The organism is Novosphingobium humi, from assembly GCF_028607105.1.
GTDB classification, from domain to species: Bacteria; Pseudomonadota; Alphaproteobacteria; order Sphingomonadales; family Sphingomonadaceae; genus Novosphingobium; species Novosphingobium humi.
Map to the genome: position 1 here is coordinate 809,373 of NZ_CP117417.1, position 19,855 is coordinate 829,227.

Sequence of the window (19,855 nt, forward strand, 5' to 3'; positions counted from 1 at the left end):
GTTCACCTTTCAATATTGTCCCCTTCAGACGCCGGCGCAAAAGATCGCCGCGCAAGGAGAGGAACATGGCTCTGAACGCCCGCAACAGCATCCGTCCGTCCTTCGCAATGCCATTTGGCGCAGTCCTGTTGGCCAGCGTGGCCATCGGCGCGCTGCCCGCGCCCGCCATGGCGCAGGAGGGCGCCAATAACGGCGACATCATCGTCACCGCCCGCCGCCGCAACGAATCGCTCAACAATGTGCCGATCACCATGACCGCGCTGACCGGCGACCAATTGGCCGCCAAGGGTTTTGCCGACATCACCTCGCTGGCCGATGAAGTGCCCAACGTGACGCTGGAGCCTTCGCGCGGGACCAATTCGACCCTTTCGGCCTTTATCCGCGGCGTGGGCCAGCAGGACCCCGTTTCGGGCTTTGAACAGGGCGTGGGCATCTATCTGGATGACGTCTATCTTAACCGCCCGCAGGCCGCCGTGCTGGACATTTACGATGTCGAACGCGTCGAAGTGCTGCGCGGGCCGCAGGGCACGCTTTATGGCCGCAACACGATCGGCGGCGCGATCAAATACGTGACGAAAAAGATCGACGACAAGCTGCATCTGGGCCTGCGCGGCACCTATGGCAGCTATGATCAGGCCGATGGCGTGGCCACGATCAGCAGTCCGATCACCAAGGATGGTCTGATCCGCGCCAGCGGCACGCTGGCCCGCCTGACGCGCGGTGGTTTCGGGCGGAATCTGACCACGGGCCTGTCGAATTACAACAAGGACATCTGGGCCGGGCGCGGCACGATCGAGGTGCATGGCGACAAGATCTTTGCCCGCCTGACCGGCGATTACACCCATGACATGTCGAACCCGCGCGGCGGCCACCGCGAGATTCCGGGCCAATACAGCGGCGCCCCGGTGCTGGCCAATGTGTTCGACACGCAGGCGGGCCTCAACAGCCCCAAGCAGGATGTGAAGGCATGGGGCTGGTCGCTCTTCCTCGAGGCCAAGCCCACCGAAGCGCTGACGCTGCGTTCAATCACCGCCTTCCGCAAGGACGATTCGGCCTCGCCCATCGACTTTGACGCCACCGCCTCGCAGGACGTCGACGTGCCCGCCTATTACCGCAACAAGCAGTGGAGCCAGGAGCTTCAGGTGCTTTACAGCAAGGGCCGGTTCAACGGCATGGCGGGTTTCTATTACCTCTATGCCACGGCGCTGACGCAGTTTGGCGTGAACCTGTTCACGAACAATGCGATTGTGGCGGGTCTCCAAGCCTATACTGACGCCAATATCCGCACCGACACGATGGCCGGTTTCGTCAACATGTCCTATGACATCACCGATCAGATCAGCATCGAGGCGGGCGGGCGTTATACTTGGGACAAGCGCTACGCCCAGATCCTGCGACAGAATTATTCTGGTGGCGGGTCGAGCGTTTTCGGTGGACCGGGCACACCCTTTGGCGCCGCCAGCACCAATTTTCTGGGCAGCGCCAGCTACACCAAATTCACCCCGCGCGTGTCGCTCAACTGGCGCCCGGACCCGAACAACACGATTTACGCCAGCTTCAGTCAGGGCTTCAAGGGCGGCGGGTTTGACCCGCGCGGCGTGGGCGTCAATGCGCCTGCCGGGGTCAGCCAGGGCCAGTTCCTCAGCTTCCGCCCGGAAAAGGTGGACAGCTATGAAATCGGCCTGAAAACCCGGCTGTTCGATCGCAAACTGGCGCTCAATCTGGCCGCCTTCCGCATGGATTACAAGGACGTGCAGATCCCCGGCTCGGTGGCCTGCACGGTGGGCGGCTTGCCCAGCTTCTGCGGCGTGGTATCCAACGCGGGCAAGGCGCGGATGCAGGGCGTCGAGGCCGAGGGACGACTGAAACTGGGCGCGCTCTCGCTCAATGGCTCGCTGGGCTATATCGATGCCAAGTATCTGCAATATATCACGCTGATCGCGGGCCAGCCCACCGATGTCGCCGCCAACCGCAAGGTGCAGAACACGCCGTCATGGACCGGCAATGCCTCGGCCACCTATGCGATTCCCGTGCCTTCGGGCTCGCTTGACCTGTCGGGCGGCGTCTCGTGGAAGAGCACGACCTATCAGTTCGAAATTCCCAACCCCTATCTCGACCAGCCTGCCTATGCGCTCTTCGACGCCAGCCTCGTCTATCGCGCGCCGGGGGGCCGCTGGACGCTGGGCGTTTATGGCAAGAACCTGGCCGACAAGCGCTATAAGACCTCGGGCTATACCTATGTTTCGGCCAATGCGACGACCGGGGCGCTTAATTATACCTCGGCGGGCAATCTGATCCCCACTTTGGGCAAGGAAGGCGTGCTGACCACCTATTGGGGCAATCCGCGGCAGGTGTTTGCCACGGCGACGGTGAATTTTTAAGGGTAAGGGGTGCCTCCGGCGGGCAAAGGGCGAAAGCCCTTTGCAATCCCGATAATGGGGGTGGTGCCGGTGGCGACCTCGGTGGCGAATTAAATGAAAAAGCCTGCGGCGCTACTCAATGGCGCCGCAGGCTTTCCTATTTCAACGCCGCGTTCGACACAAAACGCCGAACCCATAGCGCGATATAGACAGTAACGGGAGCGCGAGGGACGAGTCCCTCGCATATCTCTACTCTACTTCATCAAAAAACCGCGCCATAGCCTCCCGCGCATCGGGTTCATCCATCATCGGCGCATGGCCCACCCCCGCCACCGGCGCCAGAACCGCGCGCGAATGCCCCGCCACCATCGCCTGCGCCACATCTTCGTCCAGCAGATCCGTCACCGTCCCGCGCAGCACCAGCACGGGGCGCGCATCGGCAAAGCGGTGCCATTTACCCCATGGGTCCGGATCGGCCACGATGCGGGCCAGCGCGCGGGCGATGCCGGGATCGTAATCGGCAATGACCTGTCCGCCTTCTTCGCGGAACAGGCGGCGGGCCATGGCCATCCAGTCGGCGGGGCCGTAATGGGCAAACACATCGGCATTCATCGCCGCGCAGGCGTCGGCGGCGGCCTGCCAGTCGGGCAGGGGTTTGCCCTGGCCCACATAGCCCGCGATCCGGCCCAATCCGACCATGGAAAGCTGCGGCCCGATGTCATTGATCACCGCGCCCGCCACCAGTTCGGGATAAAGCGTGCCCAGCTCCACCGTAATCAGCCCGCCCATTGAGGTGCCGACAAAGATCGCCCTGCCAATCCCCAACTGCGTCAAGAGCGCGGTAATATCCGCAACATAGGTGGCGATGTCATAATTTTCCGCCGGGTCGCGGTCGGAATTTCCGCGTCCGCGCATGTCCAGCGCCAGCACCCGCCTTTGCCGCGCCGCGATCCATGGCGAGACATTTTCGAAATCGCGCGAATTGCGGGTCAGGCCATGCAGGCAGACCACCGGCAGGCGCGCCTCGCCGCCCGCCCCGGCATAATCGCGGGCAAACAGGTTCAGCCCCTCGGCGCTGCGCCAATGGCGGGTAACATGGTCGCTCATGGCTTTTCCTCCCGCCGGGCCGGGCTCTTTTGCGGGGAATCTTTTCGCGGGGCAAGGCCTTCGGTGATGAAGCGCCCCGCCTCGCGCACGACATCCTCGGGCGCCTCATCGCCCCACACGCCGTAGCGCAGGCCGAGGAACACGTTGATGCCCATCAGCGCCCAGGCCCGCACCTCGCAATCGCCATCGCTGATCTCGCCGCGCTCCATCGCCGATTGCAGGCGGGAGGCGATGCGGGTGGCCGATTTGGTGTAATGTTCGCGGTAGGCCGCCGGATCGACGAATTCGGATTCATCGATGATGCGATAGATCTCTTTATGCTGGCGCACGAATTCCAGATAGGCGAGCTGGCCCGCCTGTTCGGCGGCGATCTGGTCCGGGGCGGCGGCAATGCGCGGGGCGACGAAATCCTTCACTTGCCCCGAAAGATCGCGCACAAGGGCCTGAAAAATCGCTTCCTTGCTGTCGAAATAGACGTAAAAGCTGCCCGTGGCGACGCCTGCGCGCGCGGTGATCTGGCTGATGGCGGCGTCGTGAAAGCCCTTTTCGCCAAATTCCTCGGCTGCGGCATTGAGCAGCGCGCGCAGGGTTCGCCGCCCGCGCTCGGTCTTGGGCACCTTGTTCGCGCCGGGAACGGGGGCGGGCGCCGGGGTGTTTTTCGTATCAGACATCGCTCTTGCCGCTTTCTAATTTGAAGCGTGATTCATTTTTCACTATTATGCCCAAGCAGGCCCAAAGCGCAAGGTTTACCCATATCCGCGCCGGGCATTGAAAGAGAATTAGCGGGGAGAGAATTATGCGCGAGCCCGTGTTGCGGCGAAAACCGGCCTTTGTGCTGGCCATGCTGCTGGTGGTCTATACATTCAATTTCATCGATCGCCAGATCCTTGGCATTCTGGCCGGGCCGATCAAGGCCGATCTGCATCTGACCGACACGCAGCTTGGCGCGCTGGGCGGCTTTGCCTTTGCGCTGCTCTATTCGACGATGGGCCTGCCGCTGGCCTGGCTGGCCGACCGGCGGGGCCGGACGCGGGTGATCGCGGCCTCATTGGCGGTGTGGAGCGCCTTTACCGCGCTGTGCGGGGTGGTGTCGGGCTTTTGGGCGATGTTTGTGTGCCGCCTTGGGGTGGGTGTGGGCGAGGCGGGCGGGGTGGCGCCCTCCTATGCGCTGATTTCCGACACTTTTCCGGCCCACCAGCGGGCGCGGGCGCTGGCGGTCTATTCGCTGGGCATTCCGCTGGGTTCGGCGGCGGGGGTGCTGCTGGGCGGCTATGTGGCCGCCGCCGTCAACTGGCGCGCGGCCTTTCTGGGCGTGGGGCTGGCGGGGCTGGTGTTCACGCCGATCTTCGGCCTGCTGGTGCGCGATCCGCTCAAGGCCGAGAGCGTGAAAGCGCCCGGCCTGATCGAGGTCCTGCGCATCCTTGCCGTCAAGCGCAGCTTCTGGCTGCTGGGCTTTGGCGCGGGGTCCTGCTCGATGATGGGCTATGGGCTGGCCTTCTGGCTGCCCTCGCTGATGCGCCGCTCGTTCGGGCTGGATCTGGTGGAAACCTCACAGTTCTTCGGCCTGCTGCTGCTGATCGGCGGTACGGTGGGGGTGATGGCGGGCGGCGTCTTTGCCGACCTGCTGGGCGGGCGCAGCCGCGCGGCCTATGGCTGGCTGCCGGCGGTGTCCTTCCTGCTGGGCGTGCCGCTGTTTGCCGCCGGGCTCTATTCCGGATCGGCCGGGCTTGCCTTCTGGCTCTTCCTCCTGCCCCAAGCGCTGGTCTATCTCTGGCTCGGCCCGGTTCTGACGGCGGTGCAGCATCTCGTGCCCGCCCCGATGCGCGCCACCGCCTCGGCCAGCTTTCTCTTGATTAACAATCTGATCGGCGTTGGCCTCGGCTCGCTCACCATCGGCAAGCTCTCGGATATGCTGACGCCCGCCTATGGCGATGATGCCCTGCGCCATGCGATCCTGCTGGGGCTGGGGTTCTATCTGCTGGCCGCCGTTCTGATGATGGCAGGGGGGCGGTTTTTGGCGCGGGAGTGGGTGGAGTAAAGGGGAGAGTTTTTGCCTCCGGCGGGCAAAGGGCGGGGGCCCTTTGCAATCCCGTTAATGGGGTCTTGAATCGAAATGGCCGTGCTTTGGGATGTGCGATAAAGCCTGCGGCACGGCGGGGTGGCGCTGATTGGCGCCGCAGGCTTTCAAATTCAAAGTTTGCCTCCGACACCTAACGCCGACCCAAAAGCGCTCCGCCAAAATTATCGGGATTGCAAAGGGACCGAGTCCCTTTGCCCGCCGGAGGCATATTTTTACCCTTGGGCCGCCCAAACCCCCAAAGCCTGCTCGAGATCGGCGATCAGATCGCGCGGATCTTCAAGCCCGATCGACAGGCGCACGCCAAAGCGGTCCTCCGCCTCCATCCCGGCCAGAGGCCACGCGCTGGCCGTGCGCACGCGTGCCGGATCAAGCGGGGTGGCGAGGCTTTCAAACCCGCCCCATGAATAGCCGATCCCGAAGAGCGAGAGCGTATCGATCAGCGCATCGCGCGCCGCGCTGCTGCCCCCGCGCAGGACAAAGCTGAACAACCCGCAGCCGCCGGTGAAATCGCGGCGCCACAATTCATGCCCCGGCGCGCCCGGCAGCATCGGGCACAGGACGCGCGCCACTTCCGGGCGCGCCGAAAGCCATTGCGCAATGGTCAGCGCGCTGGCCGTCTCACGCTCCAGCCGGAGCGAGAGCGTGCGCAACCCGCGCAGCACCAGTGCCGCGTCATCGGGGCTGACCACGGTGCCCATCTGTTGGGCATGGCGGCGCAGGCGGTCATACCATTCGGGGCCGGCGCTGGCGCTGCCCATCATCACGTCGCTGTGTCCGCCCGCGTGTTTGGTCAACGCCATCAGCGTGATGTCGACGCCATGGGGCAGGGGGGCAAAGCCGAGCGGGCTGGCCCATGTGTTGTCGATGATGCTGGTGATGCCCCGGTCGCGGCAGATGGCGGCGATGGCGGGCACGTCCTGCACATCCATGGTCAGGCTGCCGGGCGATTCGAGCAGGACGGCGGCGGTGCGCTCGCAAATCGCGGCCTCGAAGCCGGCCAGATCGGTGGGGTCGAACCAGCGCGTTTCCACCCCGATGGTTTTCAGGATGCCATTGCCCAGCGTTCGGCTCGGCTCATAGGCATTGTCCGTCATCAGCAGCACATCGCCCGGTTTCAACACTGCCAGCAACACGCCTGAAATCGCCGCCAGACCGCTGGGGTAAAGCACCGTGCCCGCCGCCCCCGGCTCGATTTGGGTCAGCGCCTCGGCCAGCGCCCATTGCGTGGGCGCGCCGCGACGGCCGTAATAAAACCGCCCATCCTCATTATAGGCATGGCCCGCCCGCAGCGCCGCCATATCGGGATAGAGATGCGTCGAGGCGCGCCACACGGCGGGCGTCACCACGGCGGAGGGGTGGTTTTCGATCCCGGTCCATTCCGGGCGGCGACCTGCCAGCGTCAGTTGCGTGTCGGTGTGCAGGGAGGATGTGTCGATGTTCTTGGCCATGGCGATGCTCTGGCCGTTTTTTTGCCCAACGAAAAGTTGAGTCTGCAAACAGGGACAATTTGCCGCACCGACATGCCCGGTGCGGCCAAATCTTCAAACCCCGGTTTTCAAACCCTGGCGGCGTTATATTGCGCCGGGCCGGTTTCCTTGGGCATGGCGGGGTCGGCGCCCCATTCGGCCCAACTGCCGTCATAAAGCGCGACATCTTCCTTGCCGATCAGATGCAGCGCGAAAATCAGCACGCAGGCGGTGATCCCGCTGCCGCAGGAGGTGATGATCGGGCGAGCAAGATCAACGCCCGCGCTTTCAAACGCCTCGCGGATGCCCTTGGCGTCCTTAAACGTGCCGTCGGGCCGATACATCAGCGTATAGGGCACGTTGAAGGCGCCCGGAATATGGCCCGCGGCCATGCCGGGGCGCGGTTCGGGCGCGCTGCCGGCAAAACGCGCGGCGCCGCGCGCATCGACCACCTGTTCCTTGCGCGTGCCGATATTGGCCAGCACGGACAATTTATCGCGCAGCTTTTCCGAAGCCTGCCAAGCGGTATAATGGCGGTGGCGCAATTGCTTGCCGCCTTCCTCCACCTTGCGCGCCTCGGCATGCCATTTGGCCAGACCGCCGTCGAGGATCGCCACATTCTGCGCCCCGAACAGTTTGAGCATGAACCATGCGCGCGCCGCACTGTGGATGGCTGAATCGTCGTAAAGCACGATGCGGCTGCCATCGCCAAGGCCAAGCGACTGCATCCGGCTGGCGAAACGTTCCGGGCTGGGCAGGGTGTTTTCGATTCCAGCCCCCGGATCGGCCAGATCGGCCAGATCCATGAACACCGCACCGGGGATATGCCCGGTTTCATATTCGTCCTTCGCGTTGCGCCCCGCGTCGGGCAGGTGGCTGCTGGCGTCGACGATGCGCAGATCGCACGCTTCCATATCATCAGCCAGCCACTGGGTTGTCACCAGGCTTTCCATTCGCCGGCGCTCCTCCTTCGCTGCGAAAGCGAAAAATCTAGGCCTGAATTGTGATCGACGCAAACGGTTTTGTCGGGAAACGCGCTGCTATGAAGTTTGTATTGAACTAAAGCATTATATTGCAAGTGCGAAAGGCTGCTCTAACCCCGCTCGGATGCAATGCTTTGCACCAGCAGATTGTCGTAGAGATGCGCCCTGCCATCCAGCGGAATCGGCACCAGCCGCCCCCCCTCCTCGGGCAGGCCGATCATGAAGCTGCGGTCCTGAAAAGGATGGGCTGCGGCCCCCTCGACCGTGGCAAAGATCCGCGCCGCCGCGACCAGCAGACGCATCGCGCCCAGCCGCAAAGCGGGCAGTTTGGCCAGCGGCACGCGCCATTCCTCGGCAATCGCGGCCTCTTCGCCCGGCATCAGCGCGGCCAGACTATGGGCCAGCGCCGTATCGGGCAGATCGCCCTCGGGCGTGGTCATGCAACTGTCCACTCGAATCGGGCCGAGCGGCATGGCGCCATCGTTGCGCAGCGTGACGCGGAACCGCAATTCGATCCGTGACGCGCTGGTGCTCAACCGCAGCGCCTCAAAACCTATGATCAGCGGATCGGGCGGGGCGACCGGCACAGGCCGGGCCGGTTCGGCCGGAGGGATACGGTTGAACAGGGGCGAGGGTTTGAACACGCCGCGCGCGGGCGGCGTCCTTTCCGGTTCGGCCGCCTGCGGATCGGGCGTGGGGGGATCGGGGCTGTGGGCGGGTGCGGGCCTGCGCGCGATTTCTATGACCGGGCCTCTGGCGATGGGCGGTTCGGGCGCGGCGGGCGCATCGGCATAGGCGGCGACAAAGGCGGATGCGCGCGGGCTTTCCTCATCGGGTGCCGGATCATCCTGCGCCGGATCATCCTGCGCCTCATGGGCCTGATCGAACAGGCGGGCGATGGTGGCGGCATGTTCCTCATCGACTGCGGGTTCGGGCGGGGCGGCCTTGCGCGGGGCGGGGCGGGCCATGCGGCTGGGTGCGGCATCGGCCTGCGCCCGCTTGGCCCGCCGCGCCCGCCAGCGCAGGAACAGCCAGAGCAGGCCCAGTTCCAGGGCCAGCCCGAGCCCGACGCCCAGCGGGTAAAGCATGTCATGCGCCAACGGACGCGGGCCGGCGGCAACCGGCGTTGCGGCAGGGCGCGGCGCGGCGGGGGGCGGCCTTAAGGCCGCAGGGGGCGTTGCCACGGATGCGGCGAGGGCGGGCCGGGCAACAGGCGCCGCAGCCTCGGCGGGCAGGGCCGCCGCGAGTCTGGCCACCGGCGAGGCATGGGCCACCGGCGAGGCATGGGGCATCGGCGAGGTATGGGCCACAGGCGCGGCGGGCGGCGCATAGGCAATGCGTGGGCGGGGCGTTTCGGCGGGGCTGTTCGCTTTGGCCTGAACACGGGGAATGGGCGCGCGCGGTGCATCGCCGCTTTTTATCGGCGGGCCGGGGCGGGGTGTCCAGTCAACGGGGCTTTTGCCGACAGGATCCTTGAACACAGGAATGATCTGCGGATTTTTGGCGGCGGGCGCGAGGGTGGCCGTTGCGGTGGGGGATGCGGGCGGCGATGGGCCGAAAACATCGACGGATTGCGCCTGTGCTCCGGTCGCGCCCAGCGCGAAGGCCACCGGCCATCCTCCCCGCATCGCGCCTGCCACAATGCTGCGCAGCCTCGCCGTTCCGCTCAGGCGGATGGGCGCGGCCCGTGAAGTCCGGCCGGATCTGAACAGTTTGCGCATCGCCCCATTGTCGCTCCAAACAGGTTAGCCGAGGGATAAACCGGGCAAAGGGCTAATCCTAGCTGTGGCTTGCACCTATGCGGATCTGTTCAAAGCCTTAACCGCATATGGCGGCCCCCTTGCGCACCTGTCCGCCTGCACGCTTGTCTCGGGCGCGCGGCGGTGGCATGGGGAGGTATGAGCAATTCCTATAACGCGCCGCTTTCCCCCAAATTCCTCGGCCAGAACACCGGCCTGCCCGCATCGCCCGACGAGGCGGTGCTCGATTATGTGCCCAATCCGCGTGTGGGCAGCCTCTATCTGACGCGCTTTGCCGCGCCCGAGTTTACCTCGCTCTGCCCCGTCACGGGGCAGCCCGACTTTGCCCATATCGTCATTGACTATGCCCCTGATCAGACGATTGTGGAGAGCAAGTCGCTGAAACTGTTTCTTGGCTCGTTCCGCAATCATGCCGGTTTCCATGAGGATGTGACGGTCGGCATCGGCCAGCGCCTGTTTGATGAAATGCGCCCGAAATGGCTGCGTATCGGCGGCTATTGGTATCCGCGCGGGGGCATTCCCATCGATGTGTTCTGGCAATCGGGGTCTGCGCCCGAGGGGCTGTGGGTGCCAGAGCAAGGCGTCGCTTCCTATCGCGGGCGGGGATAAAGGGGCATTATTGCCCTTGCGGCATTCCCCTGTCATCCTAGTGTAACCTTATGTCGGGAGGGCGGGCCTGTGCCTGCCCACCTTGTCGAGGAATATCATGGACGCTCTTGCCGCTTCTGTTGCCGAAACTCCGCCCATCAGCAGCGATCTGGCCGCGATCAAGGCCATTCCCGACCGCTTCTTCAACCGCGAACTCTCGTGGCTGACCTTTAACCAGCGCGTGCTGGAAGAGGCGCGGCGGATGGAATATCCGCTGCTCGAAAGGCTGCGGTTCCTCTCGATTTCTGGCAACAATCTGGATGAATTCCTGATGGTGCGCGTGGCGGGGCTGGCCGGACAGGTGCGCCGCCATATCGCCGAAGTTTCCATCGACGGGCTGACCCCGCCGCGCCAATTGGCCGCGATCCGCGACGAGGTGATGCGGCTGGAGGCGATGCAGCAGGAGATCTGGCTCGAACTGCGCGAGGCGCTGGAGGGCGAGGGCATCCATGTGGTGGGCGACCGGGGCGGGCGCAGCCTCGATCCGGTGCAGTCGCGCTGGCTCAAGGACTACTTCCTCGACCGCATCCTGCCCGTCATCACGCCGCAGGCCATCGACCCGGCGCATCCTTTCCCCTTCGTCACCAATGGCGGCATGGGCGTGATGATGAGCCTGACGCGCATTGCCGACGGCGCGCAGGTGATGGAAATGGTGCTGATCCCCGCCGCCCTGCCGCGCTATGTGCGCATTCCGGGCGATGATGAGGCGGCCTATGTCTCGATCGCCGATGTCATCTGGCTCAATGCGGAAAGCCTGTTTCCCGGTTTTCAGGTGCTGGGCCATGGCGTGTTCCGCGTGCTGCGCGACAGCGACATCGAAATCGAGGAAGATGCCGAGGATCTGGTGCGCTATTTCCGCACCGCGATCCAGCGCCGCCGCCGGGGCAGCGTGATCATGCTCCAGCTTCAGGGCGATTTCCTGCCCGAGGCCGAGCAATTGCTGCGCGATCAATTGCGGCTGGATCATGCGATCATCATCCGCAGTCATGGGCCGATTGACATGGCGGGCCTGTCGGCCATCGTCGATGAAAAGCGGCCCGAGCTGAAATTCGCGCCCTATTCGCCGCGCTATCCCGAACGCATCCTTGAGCATGATGGCGATATTTTCTCGGCCATTCGCGAAAAGGATCTGGTGGTTCACCATCCCTATGAGAGCTTTGAGGTCGTCATCGACTTCCTGCGTCAGGCCGCTGCCGACCCGGATGTGGTGGCGATCAAGCAGACGCTCTATCGCGCGGGCAAGCAGTCCTCGATCATCAACGCGCTGTGCGCCGCGGCCGAGGCGGGCAAGTCGGTCACCGCTGTGGTGGAACTCAAGGCCCGCTTTGACGAAGAGCAGAACCTGCATTGGGCCAGCCAGCTCGAAAATGCCGGGGTTCAGGTGATCTACGGCTTTGTCGACTGGAAGACCCATGCCAAGATCAGCATGGTGGTGCGCAGCGAAAAGGATGGCGACGGGGCGCAGGTCTATCGCACCTATTGCCACTTTGGCACCGGCAATTACCACCCGATCACCGCGCGCATCTATACCGACCTGTCCTATTTCACCGCCGATCAGGCCATCGGGCGCGACGCCAATCAGATCTTCAACTTTATCACCGGCTATGTCGAGCCGCGCCGTACGGCCTTGCTGGCGGTGGCGCCGGTGTCTCTGCGCGAAAGGCTTTATGGCAGCATCGAGCGCGAGATCGCCAATGCCCGCGCGGGCAAACCGGCGCAGATCTGGGGCAAGCTCAACTCGCTGACCGACAGCCAGCTCATCGACCGGCTCTATGAGGCAAGCTGCGCCGGCGTTGAGGTGCGGCTGGTGGTGCGCGGCATCTGCTGTCTGCGCCCCGGCATTCCGGGATTGTCGGAAAACATCACCGTCAAATCAATTATCGGACGCTTTCTCGAGCATACCCGCGTCTGGGCCTTTGCGGGCGGGGCAGCCTTGCCCAATCCGCGCGCCCGCGTCTTTATCTCCAGCGCCGACGGCATGAGCCGCAATCTTGACCGCCGCGTCGAGGTGCTGGTGCCGATCCGCAACAAGACCGTGCACGATCAGGTGCTCGATCAGGTGATGATGGCCAATCTGCTGGACAGCGAGCAAAGCTGGCTGCTGGGCGCCGATGGCCATTACACCCGCGCCGAACTGGGCGAGCAGCCCTTTAACGCGCATCGCTATTTCATGACCAATCCTTCGCTGTCGGGGCGCGGGGCATCGCTGGGGTCTGGGCGCAAGGTGCCCAAACTGGCGCTGCGCCGGGGCCGGGCGTAAAACGGAACGCTATGATTCGCCTCCCCGCTTCTTTTCCGTCCGCGCAGGATCAGCGCGCGATCATCGATATCGGCTCGAACACCGTGCGTCTGGTCATCTATGGCGGGCCGGTGCGCGCGCCTGTGGTGCTCTTCAATGAAAAGGTCACCGCGCGCCTGGGCAAGGGCGTGGCCGAAAGCGGCATGCTTTCGGCCAAGGGGATGGCCACGGCGCTGGGCGCGCTGGCGCGCTTTGCCATGATCCTGAAATTGCGCGGGGTGGACGATGTCCAGACCGTGGCGACGGCGGCGGCGCGCGATGCGGCCAATGGCGGCGAATTTCTCGAACAGGTGGCCGCCCTTGGCCTCTCGCCCCGCCTGCTCTCGGGCGAGGAAGAGGCTGTGGCCAGCGCGCGCGGCGTGCTCTCGGCTTTTCCGGGCGCCTGCGGGATTGTCGCGGATCTGGGGGGCGGCTCGCTCGAACTGATTGATATCGAAGGCGATGCCAAGGGCGGCGGGCGCTGCACCCATGGCGTGACTTTGCCTTTGGGCACTTTGCGTCTGGCGGCGCTGCGGGCGGATGGGAACGAAAAATTCGCCCGCCGCATCCACCGTATGCTCAAGGGTCAGGACTGGGACGCCCATTCGGGGCAGGTGCTCTATCTGGTGGGCGGCTCGCTGCGCGCCTTTGCCCGTTTCGCCATGGAGCAGGTGAACTGGCCGATCGATGATCCCCATGCCTATGAGCTTTCGCCCGAGGAAGTGCTCTCGGCGGTGCGCGCGCTCCAGGCCAAAACGGCGCGGGGCAATGCGCTGAGCCCGATCAACGGGGTGTCGGCCTCGCGTCTGGCCAGCCTTGCCGATGCGGGGGCCTTGCTGGGCCAATTGGTCAAGGAATTGCATCCCTCGCGCGTGGTGTTCTCGGGCTGGGGCCTGCGCGAAGGCTTGCTGGCGGGCACGATGGGCGCGAAAACGGCGGGGCAGGACCCCTTGCTGGCGGGCGTCATCGCCTTTGTGGAAATGCAGCAGCCGGGCCTGTCCTCGGCGGCCGATCTGGTCGCGCGCTGGAGCGGGCGGCTGGCCTATGCCGGGCCGGACAATCTGCGCCGCGCGGCGGTGATGCTGGCGCTGGCCTCCTTGCGTTCGGAACCCAATCTGCGCGCAGAACAGGCCGCGCAATGGGCGCTGCGCAAACGCTGGCTGGGCGTGGACGAGGCCGGGCGCGCGATGATCGCGATGGCCGTGCTGGCCAACAGCGGTCAGGCCGAGATCCCGACTGACCTTCCCCGGCTGGCCCCGTTGCAGGATCTGCGCGAGGCGGTGATCTGGGGCATGGCCACGCGGCTGGCGCGGCGCTTCTGCGCGGGCGCGGGTGAGGTGCTGGAGGCCTCGTCGCTGACCATTTCCGGGCGCAAGCTGGTGCTGGCGACGACCCATGCGATGGCGCCCCTCTATACCGATGCCTGCGCCAAGGATCTGCGCGTGCTGGCCGAGATGATGGGCCTGACCCCGCATCGCCTCAGCGTGGAAACCGCGGCTGATCTGCCTTGATCGCGGGTTTGTCACGGATCTGACTTGGGTCCGTCATGGCGGTGCAATTTGCCTGATATAATCCGCGCGCAACGGGTTCTATCGGGGAAATGCCATGGCGCGCGCTGCTTTTGCTACGGGGCTCGATCCGGCCCAGACGGCCTTTCTGTTTGGCGAAGGGGGCGATCATCGCAGCGGCGATGGGGCGGTCGTTTCGGCCAAGGGCGGGATCGCCTCATGGCTCGATCTGCCCGAACCGCCCGATCCCAAGGGGCTGCGGCCCAAGCGGCGCTATCGCACGGTGTGGATTTCCGACGTTCATCTGGGCACGCGCGGCTGCAATGCCGATATGCTGGTGTCCTTCCTGCGCTCGGTGGAAACCGAAACGCTCTATCTGGTGGGCGACATTATCGACGGCTGGCGGTTGAAAAAGGGCTGGTATTGGCCCGACGCGCATAATGAGGTGCTGCGCCGCATTCTGAAGATGGCGCATCGCGGCACGCGGGTGGTCTTCATCTGCGGCAATCATGACGAGATGCTGCGCCCCTATGCGGGCCTGACCTTTGGCGGGGTCGAACTGCTGCTCGATGCGATCCACACCACGGCCGATGGGCGTCGCTTGCTGGTGGTGCATGGCGATGCGTTTGACGCCATCGTGCTTTATCACCGCTGGCTCGCCTTTCTGGGCGACAAGGCCTATGAGCTGATGCTGCGGGTCAACACCACGTTCAACGCGGTGCGGCGGCGGATGCATCTGCCCTATTGGTCACTTTCGGCTTACCTCAAAAAGCGGGTCAAGAACGCGGTCCAGTTCATCACCCGCTATGAGGAGGCAGTCGCCCATGCCGCCGCCGAGCGGGGCGTTGATGGCGTGGTGTGCGGCCATATCCATTCGGCCGAAATCCGCCAGTTCGGCGCGATCACCTATTACAATGACGGCGACTGGGTGGAAAGCTGCACCGCGCTGGTCGAGGATTTTGCCGGAGCGATGAGCATCATCGACTGGCTGGCCGAATTGAAGAAGAATGCCGCCGATAAGGCCCCGGTGGCCCATGAGGCGATGCCGGTGGGCGTGCCTGCGTGACCGATCTTCGGATTGCTATCGCCAGCGACGCATGGTTTCCCCAGGTCAATGGCGTGGTGCGCACGCTGGCCGCCACGGTCGATCATCTGCGCGCGCGCGGGGCGGCGGTCGAGATGATCACGCCTGATCGGTTTCTGACCATGCCCATGCCCGGCTATGCCCAGATCCGTCTGGCCGTGGCGCCGCGTTTCAACGCGCGGCGGATGCTTGACGCCTACCGCCCCGACATCGTCCATATCGCCACCGAAGGCCCGATCGGCTGGGCCGCGCGCGGCTGGTGCCGGGCGCGCGGGGTGCCCTATACCAGCGCCTTTCACACGCGATTTCCCGAATATCTGGCGCTGCGTTCGGGGCTTTCGGCCGAATGGTTCTGGCCGGTGATGCAGCGTTTCCATGGCGCCTCGCGCGCGATCATGGTGGCCACGCCCAGCCTTGACCTCGAATTGGCCGCGCGCGGATTGGCCCAGACGCGCCGCTGGAGCCGGGGCATCGACCATTCCCAGTTTACCCCCGACGGGCCGGTGACGCCGGACATGGCCGACCTGCCGCGCCCGATCCTGCTGAATGTGGGGCGGGTGGCGCCGGAAAAGAACCTTGAGGCTTTCTGCGAATTGCAGACCCCCGGCAGCAAGGTCGTGGTGGGCGATGGCCCGGCGCTGGCCGAGATGCAGCGGCGATACCCCCATGTGCATTTCCTTGGCCCCAAAAGCGGCGCGGCGCTGGCGGCGGCCTATCGCGCCGCTGATTGCTTTGTCTTTCCCAGCCGCACCGACACATTCGGGCTGGTCATCATTGAGGCGCTGGCCTGCGGGGTGCCGGTGGCGGCCTATCCGGTGGCCGGGCCGCTCGACATTCTGGGCGCGGACGGGCGGGGCGAGGGCGCGATGGCCCCCGAACCGGTCGCCGCGCTGGACGAGGATCTGGATGTGGCGGTGGCGCGCGCGCTGGGCCTGTCGCGGGCCGGGGCGGCGGCGTTTGGCGCGGGCTTTACCTGGGAAAACGCCACCAACCAGTTTCTGGCCGCGATTGCGGGCGCGCTGGAGATGGTGCGCGCGGCCTGATCGGCGCTTGGCTTCACCCGCCTCCATGGGCTAACACCGGCCCATAGGGGGATTGGGCATGGGTTTGGGCACGGCGGCGCTGTTTGCATTGGGCTGGATCGGCCTGCTCTTTGCGGTGGCCACGCTGGCCGAGGCCTATGGCGAATTGCCGCGCGGGCGGCTGCGTCTGGCGCAACCGGGGCTCAAACGGCTCAGGCTTGGGGCCTATACGCTGGCGCTGGGGGTCTATTGCTCCAGTTGGACCATTTATGGCGCGGTGGGCAGCGTGGTGCGCGAGGGGTGGAATTTCCTGCCCATCTATCTGGCGCCGATTGCCTTGCTGGCGCTGGCGCCGGGCTTTCTGCGTCGCCTTTCGGCCACCCTGCGCGAGACGCAGGCGACCACACCGTCCGACTTTATCGCGGCCCGTTTCGGCCACGACGTTGTGGTGGCGCGGCTGGTCACGGTGATCGCGCTGGCGGGCAGCGTGCCCTATATGGCGCTGCAATTGCGGTCGATCGGCACGGCCATGGCGATCATCACCGGCAATGGCGATACGGTGGTGGCGCCCACGATGCTGGGGGCGGCGGGTTTGCTGGCGCTGTTTGCGATCCTGTTCGGCGCGCGGCGGTTTGAACGTTCGGGCCGGTCCGAAGGCATGGTCTATGCCATTGCGCTCGAATCGGGGATCAAGCTGCTGGCGCTCTTTGTTGTCGCGGCGCTGGCCGTCGGTATCATCATGCAGGCCGATGGCGCGCGCGCGGAGCAGGGGCTGGCCCAACTGGCCCGCCATTTCCGTGCTGCCGATATTTCGCTCGAAACCGGGGTGATCGCGCTGATTTCGGCCTGCGCGATCCTCGTCCTGCCGCGCCAGTTCTACATGGCGCTGGTCGAGGCGCGCGATGTCGATGATCTGCCGCGCGCGCGCTGGGGCGTGGTGGCCTATGTGCTGGCGATGGTGCTGCTGGTCGTGCCGATCGCATGGGCGGGGATCATCGCGCTGGGCCATGGCGTGGCGCCTGATTTCTATGTGCTTTATCTGCCGCTGGCCTCCGGGCATGGGGTGATCGCGGCCGCCGCGCTGATCGGCGGGATCAGCGCGGCGGCCGCCATGGTCATCACCGACGCCACCGCGCTGGCGGCCATGGTGTCGAACGATCTCATTTTTCCCTCGCTGCTGCGCGGCGGGGTGGGGGTTGGCGCAGAGGCGGGGGCCGGGGCGGGCGTGCTGGGGCGGCGGATGTTGCTGGTGCGGCGTGCCTCGATCGTGGGGGTCATCGCGCTGGCGCTGACATGGGCTGAACTGGTCTCTCCGCGCCAGACGCTGGCCTCGATCGGGCTGGTGGCCTTTGCCGCGATGGCGCAATTCACGCCGCATATGATTCTGGCCGTGTTCGGCGGCAACCGCGATGGCATGGCCGCACGGGCCAGCCTTGGCGCGGGGCTGGTGCTGTGGCTCTATACGCTGGCGCTGCCGCCGATCCTGCCCGAAGGCTGGCGGGTGTGGCTGGCGGCCGGGCCGCTTGATCCGCTGCGGCTGCTGGGCATCGGCCATGCGCCGCCGCTGGTGCATGGGGTGCTGTGGTCGCTGGGGGGCAATCTGGCGATGTTCCTTGCCGTTTCGGCGCGGCGGGGGGCGGGCAATCCGCTGCCCTCGCTGATGGGGTGGCAGCGGCAGGTGTCGGACCTGTCGGACCTCAAAGACCTGACCGCCAGTTTCATCGGCCACGAACGCGCCGAGCGCGAATTTGCCGATGCGCGGCGGGGCATGGCCATCGACAGCCGCTCGGCCCAGCGCGCGCGCAAGCTGATCGCGGCCGTGGTGGGGGCCAGCAGCGCGCGCGCGCTGGTGGCCAGCGCGATGGCGGGGGGCACGATGAGCCTTGCCGCCGTCACGCGGTTGCTGGACGAGCGCGGGCAGTCGCTGACCTTCTCGCGGCAATTGCTGGCGGCCACCTTTGAGAACATCGAGGCGGGCATCAGCGTGGTCGATGGCGAGCAGAAGCTGGTGGCGTGGAACACGCGCTATGAGCAATTGTTCGATTATCCGCCGGGGCTGCTTTATGTGGGCGCGCCGGTGGCGGATCTGATCCGCCACAATGCGCGGCGCGGCGATTTCGGCGCGGGGGCCGATGTCGAGCATGAGGTGGAAAAGCGCCTGCGCCATTTGCGGCGCGCGCAGGAATACACCTTCGAGCGCTATCGCCCCGACGGGCAGGTCATCAAGATGGTGGGCGGGCCGATGCCGGGCGGCGGCTATGTGACCAGCTTTATCGACATCACGACCGAGGCGCAGGTGCGCGCCGAATTGAAACGCACATTGGCGGGGCTGGAGAGCCGCGTGGCCGAGCGCACGCATGAATTGTCCGAGGCGAACCAGCGTCTGGCGCAGGCGGATCGCGACAAGACGCGTTTTCTGGCCGCGGCGAGCCATGACCTGTTGCAGCCGCTGCATGCCGCGCGGCTGTTCACTGCTGCTCTGGCGCGCGATGTGCCCGAACATTCGCGGGTGCTGGTGGGGCGGGTGGACAATGCGATCATCGCGGCGGAGGATCTGCTGCGCGCGCTGCTCGACATTTCCAAACTGGATGCGGGCGGGGTGCAGGCCCGGCCGGAGCCGCTGTTGCTGGCGCCTTTCCTGCGCGATCTGGTCGAGAATTTCCGCCCGATGGCCGAACAGAAGGGGCTGGAACTGCGTCTGGCGCGGATGAGTGCGCGGCCGATGGTGCTGCGCACCGATCCGGGCCTGTTGCGCTCGCTTCTCCAGAACTTCCTCACCAATGCCCTGCGCTATACGCTCGATGGCGGAGTGCTGGTGGGCGCGCGCTGGCGGCATGAGGCGCAGGGGGGAGAACAGGGGGCGGCGCAGGGCGAGGAACTGCGCATCGATGTCATCGACACCGGCGTCGGCATCCCGCCGCAGCAGCGCGAGGCGATCTTTGGCGAATTCACCCGCCTTGGCGAGGTCGAGGCCGAGGGGCTGGGGCTGGGTCTGGCGCTGTCGCGGCGGATCGCGCGCTTGCTGGGCGCGCGGATCGAGGTGGTCTCGCAGGTGGGCCGCGGCAGCCGCTTCAGCCTGACCCTGCCCGCCGCGCAGGATGCGGTGACGATGAGCCTGCCCAGTGCCGCGCCTCCGCCCGGCAGCGTGGCCGCCCATGCGCGTGCGCTCAATGTGCTGGTGCTGGACAATGACCCGCTGACCGTGGAGGCGACCGCCGCGCTGCTGACGGCGCTGGGCCACCATCCCCACGGCGCCGAGGATGGCGATGCTGCCCGCGCCATCCTGCGCAAGGGTCCGGTCGATGCGGTGCTGGCCGATTATCGGCTGGATACGGACGAGGACGGGCTGAGCGTGGTGGAAAGCCTGCGCGCCGAGCGGCCGGGCCTGCCTGCGATGCTGATTACCGCCGAGACGAATCCGGCGATTCGCGAGCGGGCGGTAGAACTGGGCGTGGTGATGATGGCCAAGCCGGCGAATGTGGCGGGGATCGAGGGGTTTTTGGCGGGGGTTTAAGGTTTAAGTTTTGATGCGAGCGACTGGACCCTCGAGCTCCCGTTA

13 protein-coding genes are annotated in these 19,855 nt (G+C 65.6%); 8 read left to right on the forward strand and 5 right to left on the reverse strand.

From position 1 onward, the window contains the following. Positions 1-65 precede the first annotated feature (65 nt). Complete coding sequence (locus tag PQ457_RS03730; protein ID WP_273618439.1) at positions 66-2,381, forward strand: TonB-dependent receptor; 2,316 nt, start codon at positions 66-68, stop codon at positions 2,379-2,381. Between the two features lie 228 nt (positions 2,382-2,609). Here the strand turns inward: PQ457_RS03730 and PQ457_RS03735 are convergent, their stop codons facing one another. Then, a complete protein-coding gene (locus PQ457_RS03735; RefSeq protein ID WP_273618440.1) occupies positions 2,610-3,467 on the reverse strand; it encodes an alpha/beta fold hydrolase in 858 nt (285 codons plus the stop codon). Beyond that, positions 3,464-4,138 (reverse strand): TetR/AcrR family transcriptional regulator, encoded by a 675-nt coding sequence (locus tag PQ457_RS03740; protein ID WP_273618441.1) that lies wholly within the window; start codon positions 4,136-4,138, stop codon positions 3,464-3,466. Before PQ457_RS03740 ends, PQ457_RS03735 begins: the two co-directional genes overlap by 4 nt. Positions 4,139-4,263: 125 nt before the next feature. On the opposite strand from PQ457_RS03740, the gene PQ457_RS03745 reads away from it, so the two are divergent. Beyond that, the gene (locus tag PQ457_RS03745) at positions 4,264-5,505 is read left to right on the forward strand and encodes a spinster family MFS transporter (RefSeq protein ID WP_273618442.1); all 1,242 of its coding nucleotides are present in this window, start codon (positions 4,264-4,266) and stop codon (positions 5,503-5,505) included. 254 nt (positions 5,506-5,759) lie between these two features. On the opposite strand, the gene metC is transcribed toward PQ457_RS03745, so the two are convergent. The 3 genes from metC to PQ457_RS03760 form a co-directional block, all read right to left on the reverse strand. Continuing rightward, on the reverse strand, positions 5,760-6,995 hold the full coding sequence (gene metC, locus PQ457_RS03750; RefSeq protein WP_273618443.1) for a cystathionine beta-lyase: 1,236 nt from the start codon (positions 6,993-6,995) through the stop codon (positions 5,760-5,762). Between the two features lie 107 nt (positions 6,996-7,102). Beyond that, positions 7,103-7,966 carry a 3-mercaptopyruvate sulfurtransferase gene (gene sseA / locus PQ457_RS03755; RefSeq protein WP_273618444.1) on the reverse strand — a complete coding sequence of 288 codons (864 nt, stop codon included), beginning with the start codon at positions 7,964-7,966 and terminating at the stop codon, positions 7,103-7,105. A 140-nt stretch (positions 7,967-8,106) separates the two neighbouring features. Next, entirely contained in the window at positions 8,107-9,606 is a 1,500-nt protein-coding gene (locus PQ457_RS03760) for a hypothetical protein (RefSeq protein ID WP_273618445.1), read from the reverse strand. A gap of 288 nt (positions 9,607-9,894) precedes the next feature. Between PQ457_RS03760 and queF the strand changes: the two genes are divergently transcribed. The 6 genes from queF to PQ457_RS03790 all read left to right on the forward strand — a co-directional run bounded on the left by queF (position 9,895) and on the right by PQ457_RS03790 (position 19,810). Next, positions 9,895-10,365 (forward strand): preQ(1) synthase, encoded by a 471-nt coding sequence (queF, locus tag PQ457_RS03765; protein ID WP_273618446.1) that lies wholly within the window; start codon positions 9,895-9,897, stop codon positions 10,363-10,365. 97 nt (positions 10,366-10,462) lie between these two features. Next, a complete protein-coding gene (locus PQ457_RS03770) occupies positions 10,463-12,664 on the forward strand; it encodes an RNA degradosome polyphosphate kinase (protein WP_273618447.1) in 2,202 nt (733 codons plus the stop codon). A gap of 11 nt (positions 12,665-12,675) precedes the next feature. Next, complete coding sequence (locus tag PQ457_RS03775) at positions 12,676-14,193, forward strand: Ppx/GppA phosphatase family protein (RefSeq protein ID WP_273618448.1); 1,518 nt, start codon at positions 12,676-12,678, stop codon at positions 14,191-14,193. A 94-nt stretch (positions 14,194-14,287) separates the two neighbouring features. Beyond that, complete coding sequence (locus PQ457_RS03780; RefSeq protein WP_273618449.1) at positions 14,288-15,256, forward strand: UDP-2,3-diacylglucosamine diphosphatase; 969 nt, start codon at positions 14,288-14,290, stop codon at positions 15,254-15,256. After that, a complete protein-coding gene (locus PQ457_RS03785; protein WP_273618450.1) occupies positions 15,253-16,317 on the forward strand; it encodes a glycosyltransferase family 4 protein in 1,065 nt (354 codons plus the stop codon). Before PQ457_RS03780 ends, PQ457_RS03785 begins: the two co-directional genes overlap by 4 nt. A 58-nt stretch (positions 16,318-16,375) precedes the next feature. Continuing rightward, complete coding sequence (locus tag PQ457_RS03790; protein ID WP_273618451.1) at positions 16,376-19,810, forward strand: hybrid sensor histidine kinase/response regulator; 3,435 nt, start codon at positions 16,376-16,378, stop codon at positions 19,808-19,810. Positions 19,811-19,855: the final 45 nt, after the last annotated feature.

What these genes read in the sequence shown, in the direction of transcription:
- PQ457_RS03780 (WP_273618449.1), top strand. Translation starts at nt 14,288, where the DNA reads ATGGCGCGCGCTGCTTTTGCTACGGGGCTCGATCCGGCCCAGACGGCC.
- PQ457_RS03775 (WP_273618448.1), top strand. Translation starts at nt 12,676, where the DNA reads ATGATTCGCCTCCCCGCTTCTTTTCCGTCCGCGCAGGATCAGCGCGCG.
- PQ457_RS03790 (WP_273618451.1), top strand. Translation starts at nt 16,376, where the DNA reads ATGGGTTTGGGCACGGCGGCGCTGTTTGCATTGGGCTGGATCGGCCTG.
- metC (WP_273618443.1), bottom strand. Translation starts at nt 6,995, where the DNA reads ATGGCCAAGAACATCGACACATCCTCCCTGCACACCGACACGCAACTG.
- PQ457_RS03745 (WP_273618442.1), top strand. Translation starts at nt 4,264, where the DNA reads ATGCGCGAGCCCGTGTTGCGGCGAAAACCGGCCTTTGTGCTGGCCATG.
- PQ457_RS03730 (WP_273618439.1), top strand. Translation starts at nt 66, where the DNA reads ATGGCTCTGAACGCCCGCAACAGCATCCGTCCGTCCTTCGCAATGCCA.
- PQ457_RS03770 (WP_273618447.1), top strand. Translation starts at nt 10,463, where the DNA reads ATGGACGCTCTTGCCGCTTCTGTTGCCGAAACTCCGCCCATCAGCAGC.
- sseA (WP_273618444.1), bottom strand. Translation starts at nt 7,966, where the DNA reads ATGGAAAGCCTGGTGACAACCCAGTGGCTGGCTGATGATATGGAAGCG.
- queF (WP_273618446.1), top strand. Translation starts at nt 9,895, where the DNA reads ATGAGCAATTCCTATAACGCGCCGCTTTCCCCCAAATTCCTCGGCCAG.
- PQ457_RS03735 (WP_273618440.1), bottom strand. Translation starts at nt 3,467, where the DNA reads ATGAGCGACCATGTTACCCGCCATTGGCGCAGCGCCGAGGGGCTGAAC.
- PQ457_RS03740 (WP_273618441.1), bottom strand. Translation starts at nt 4,138, where the DNA reads ATGTCTGATACGAAAAACACCCCGGCGCCCGCCCCCGTTCCCGGCGCG.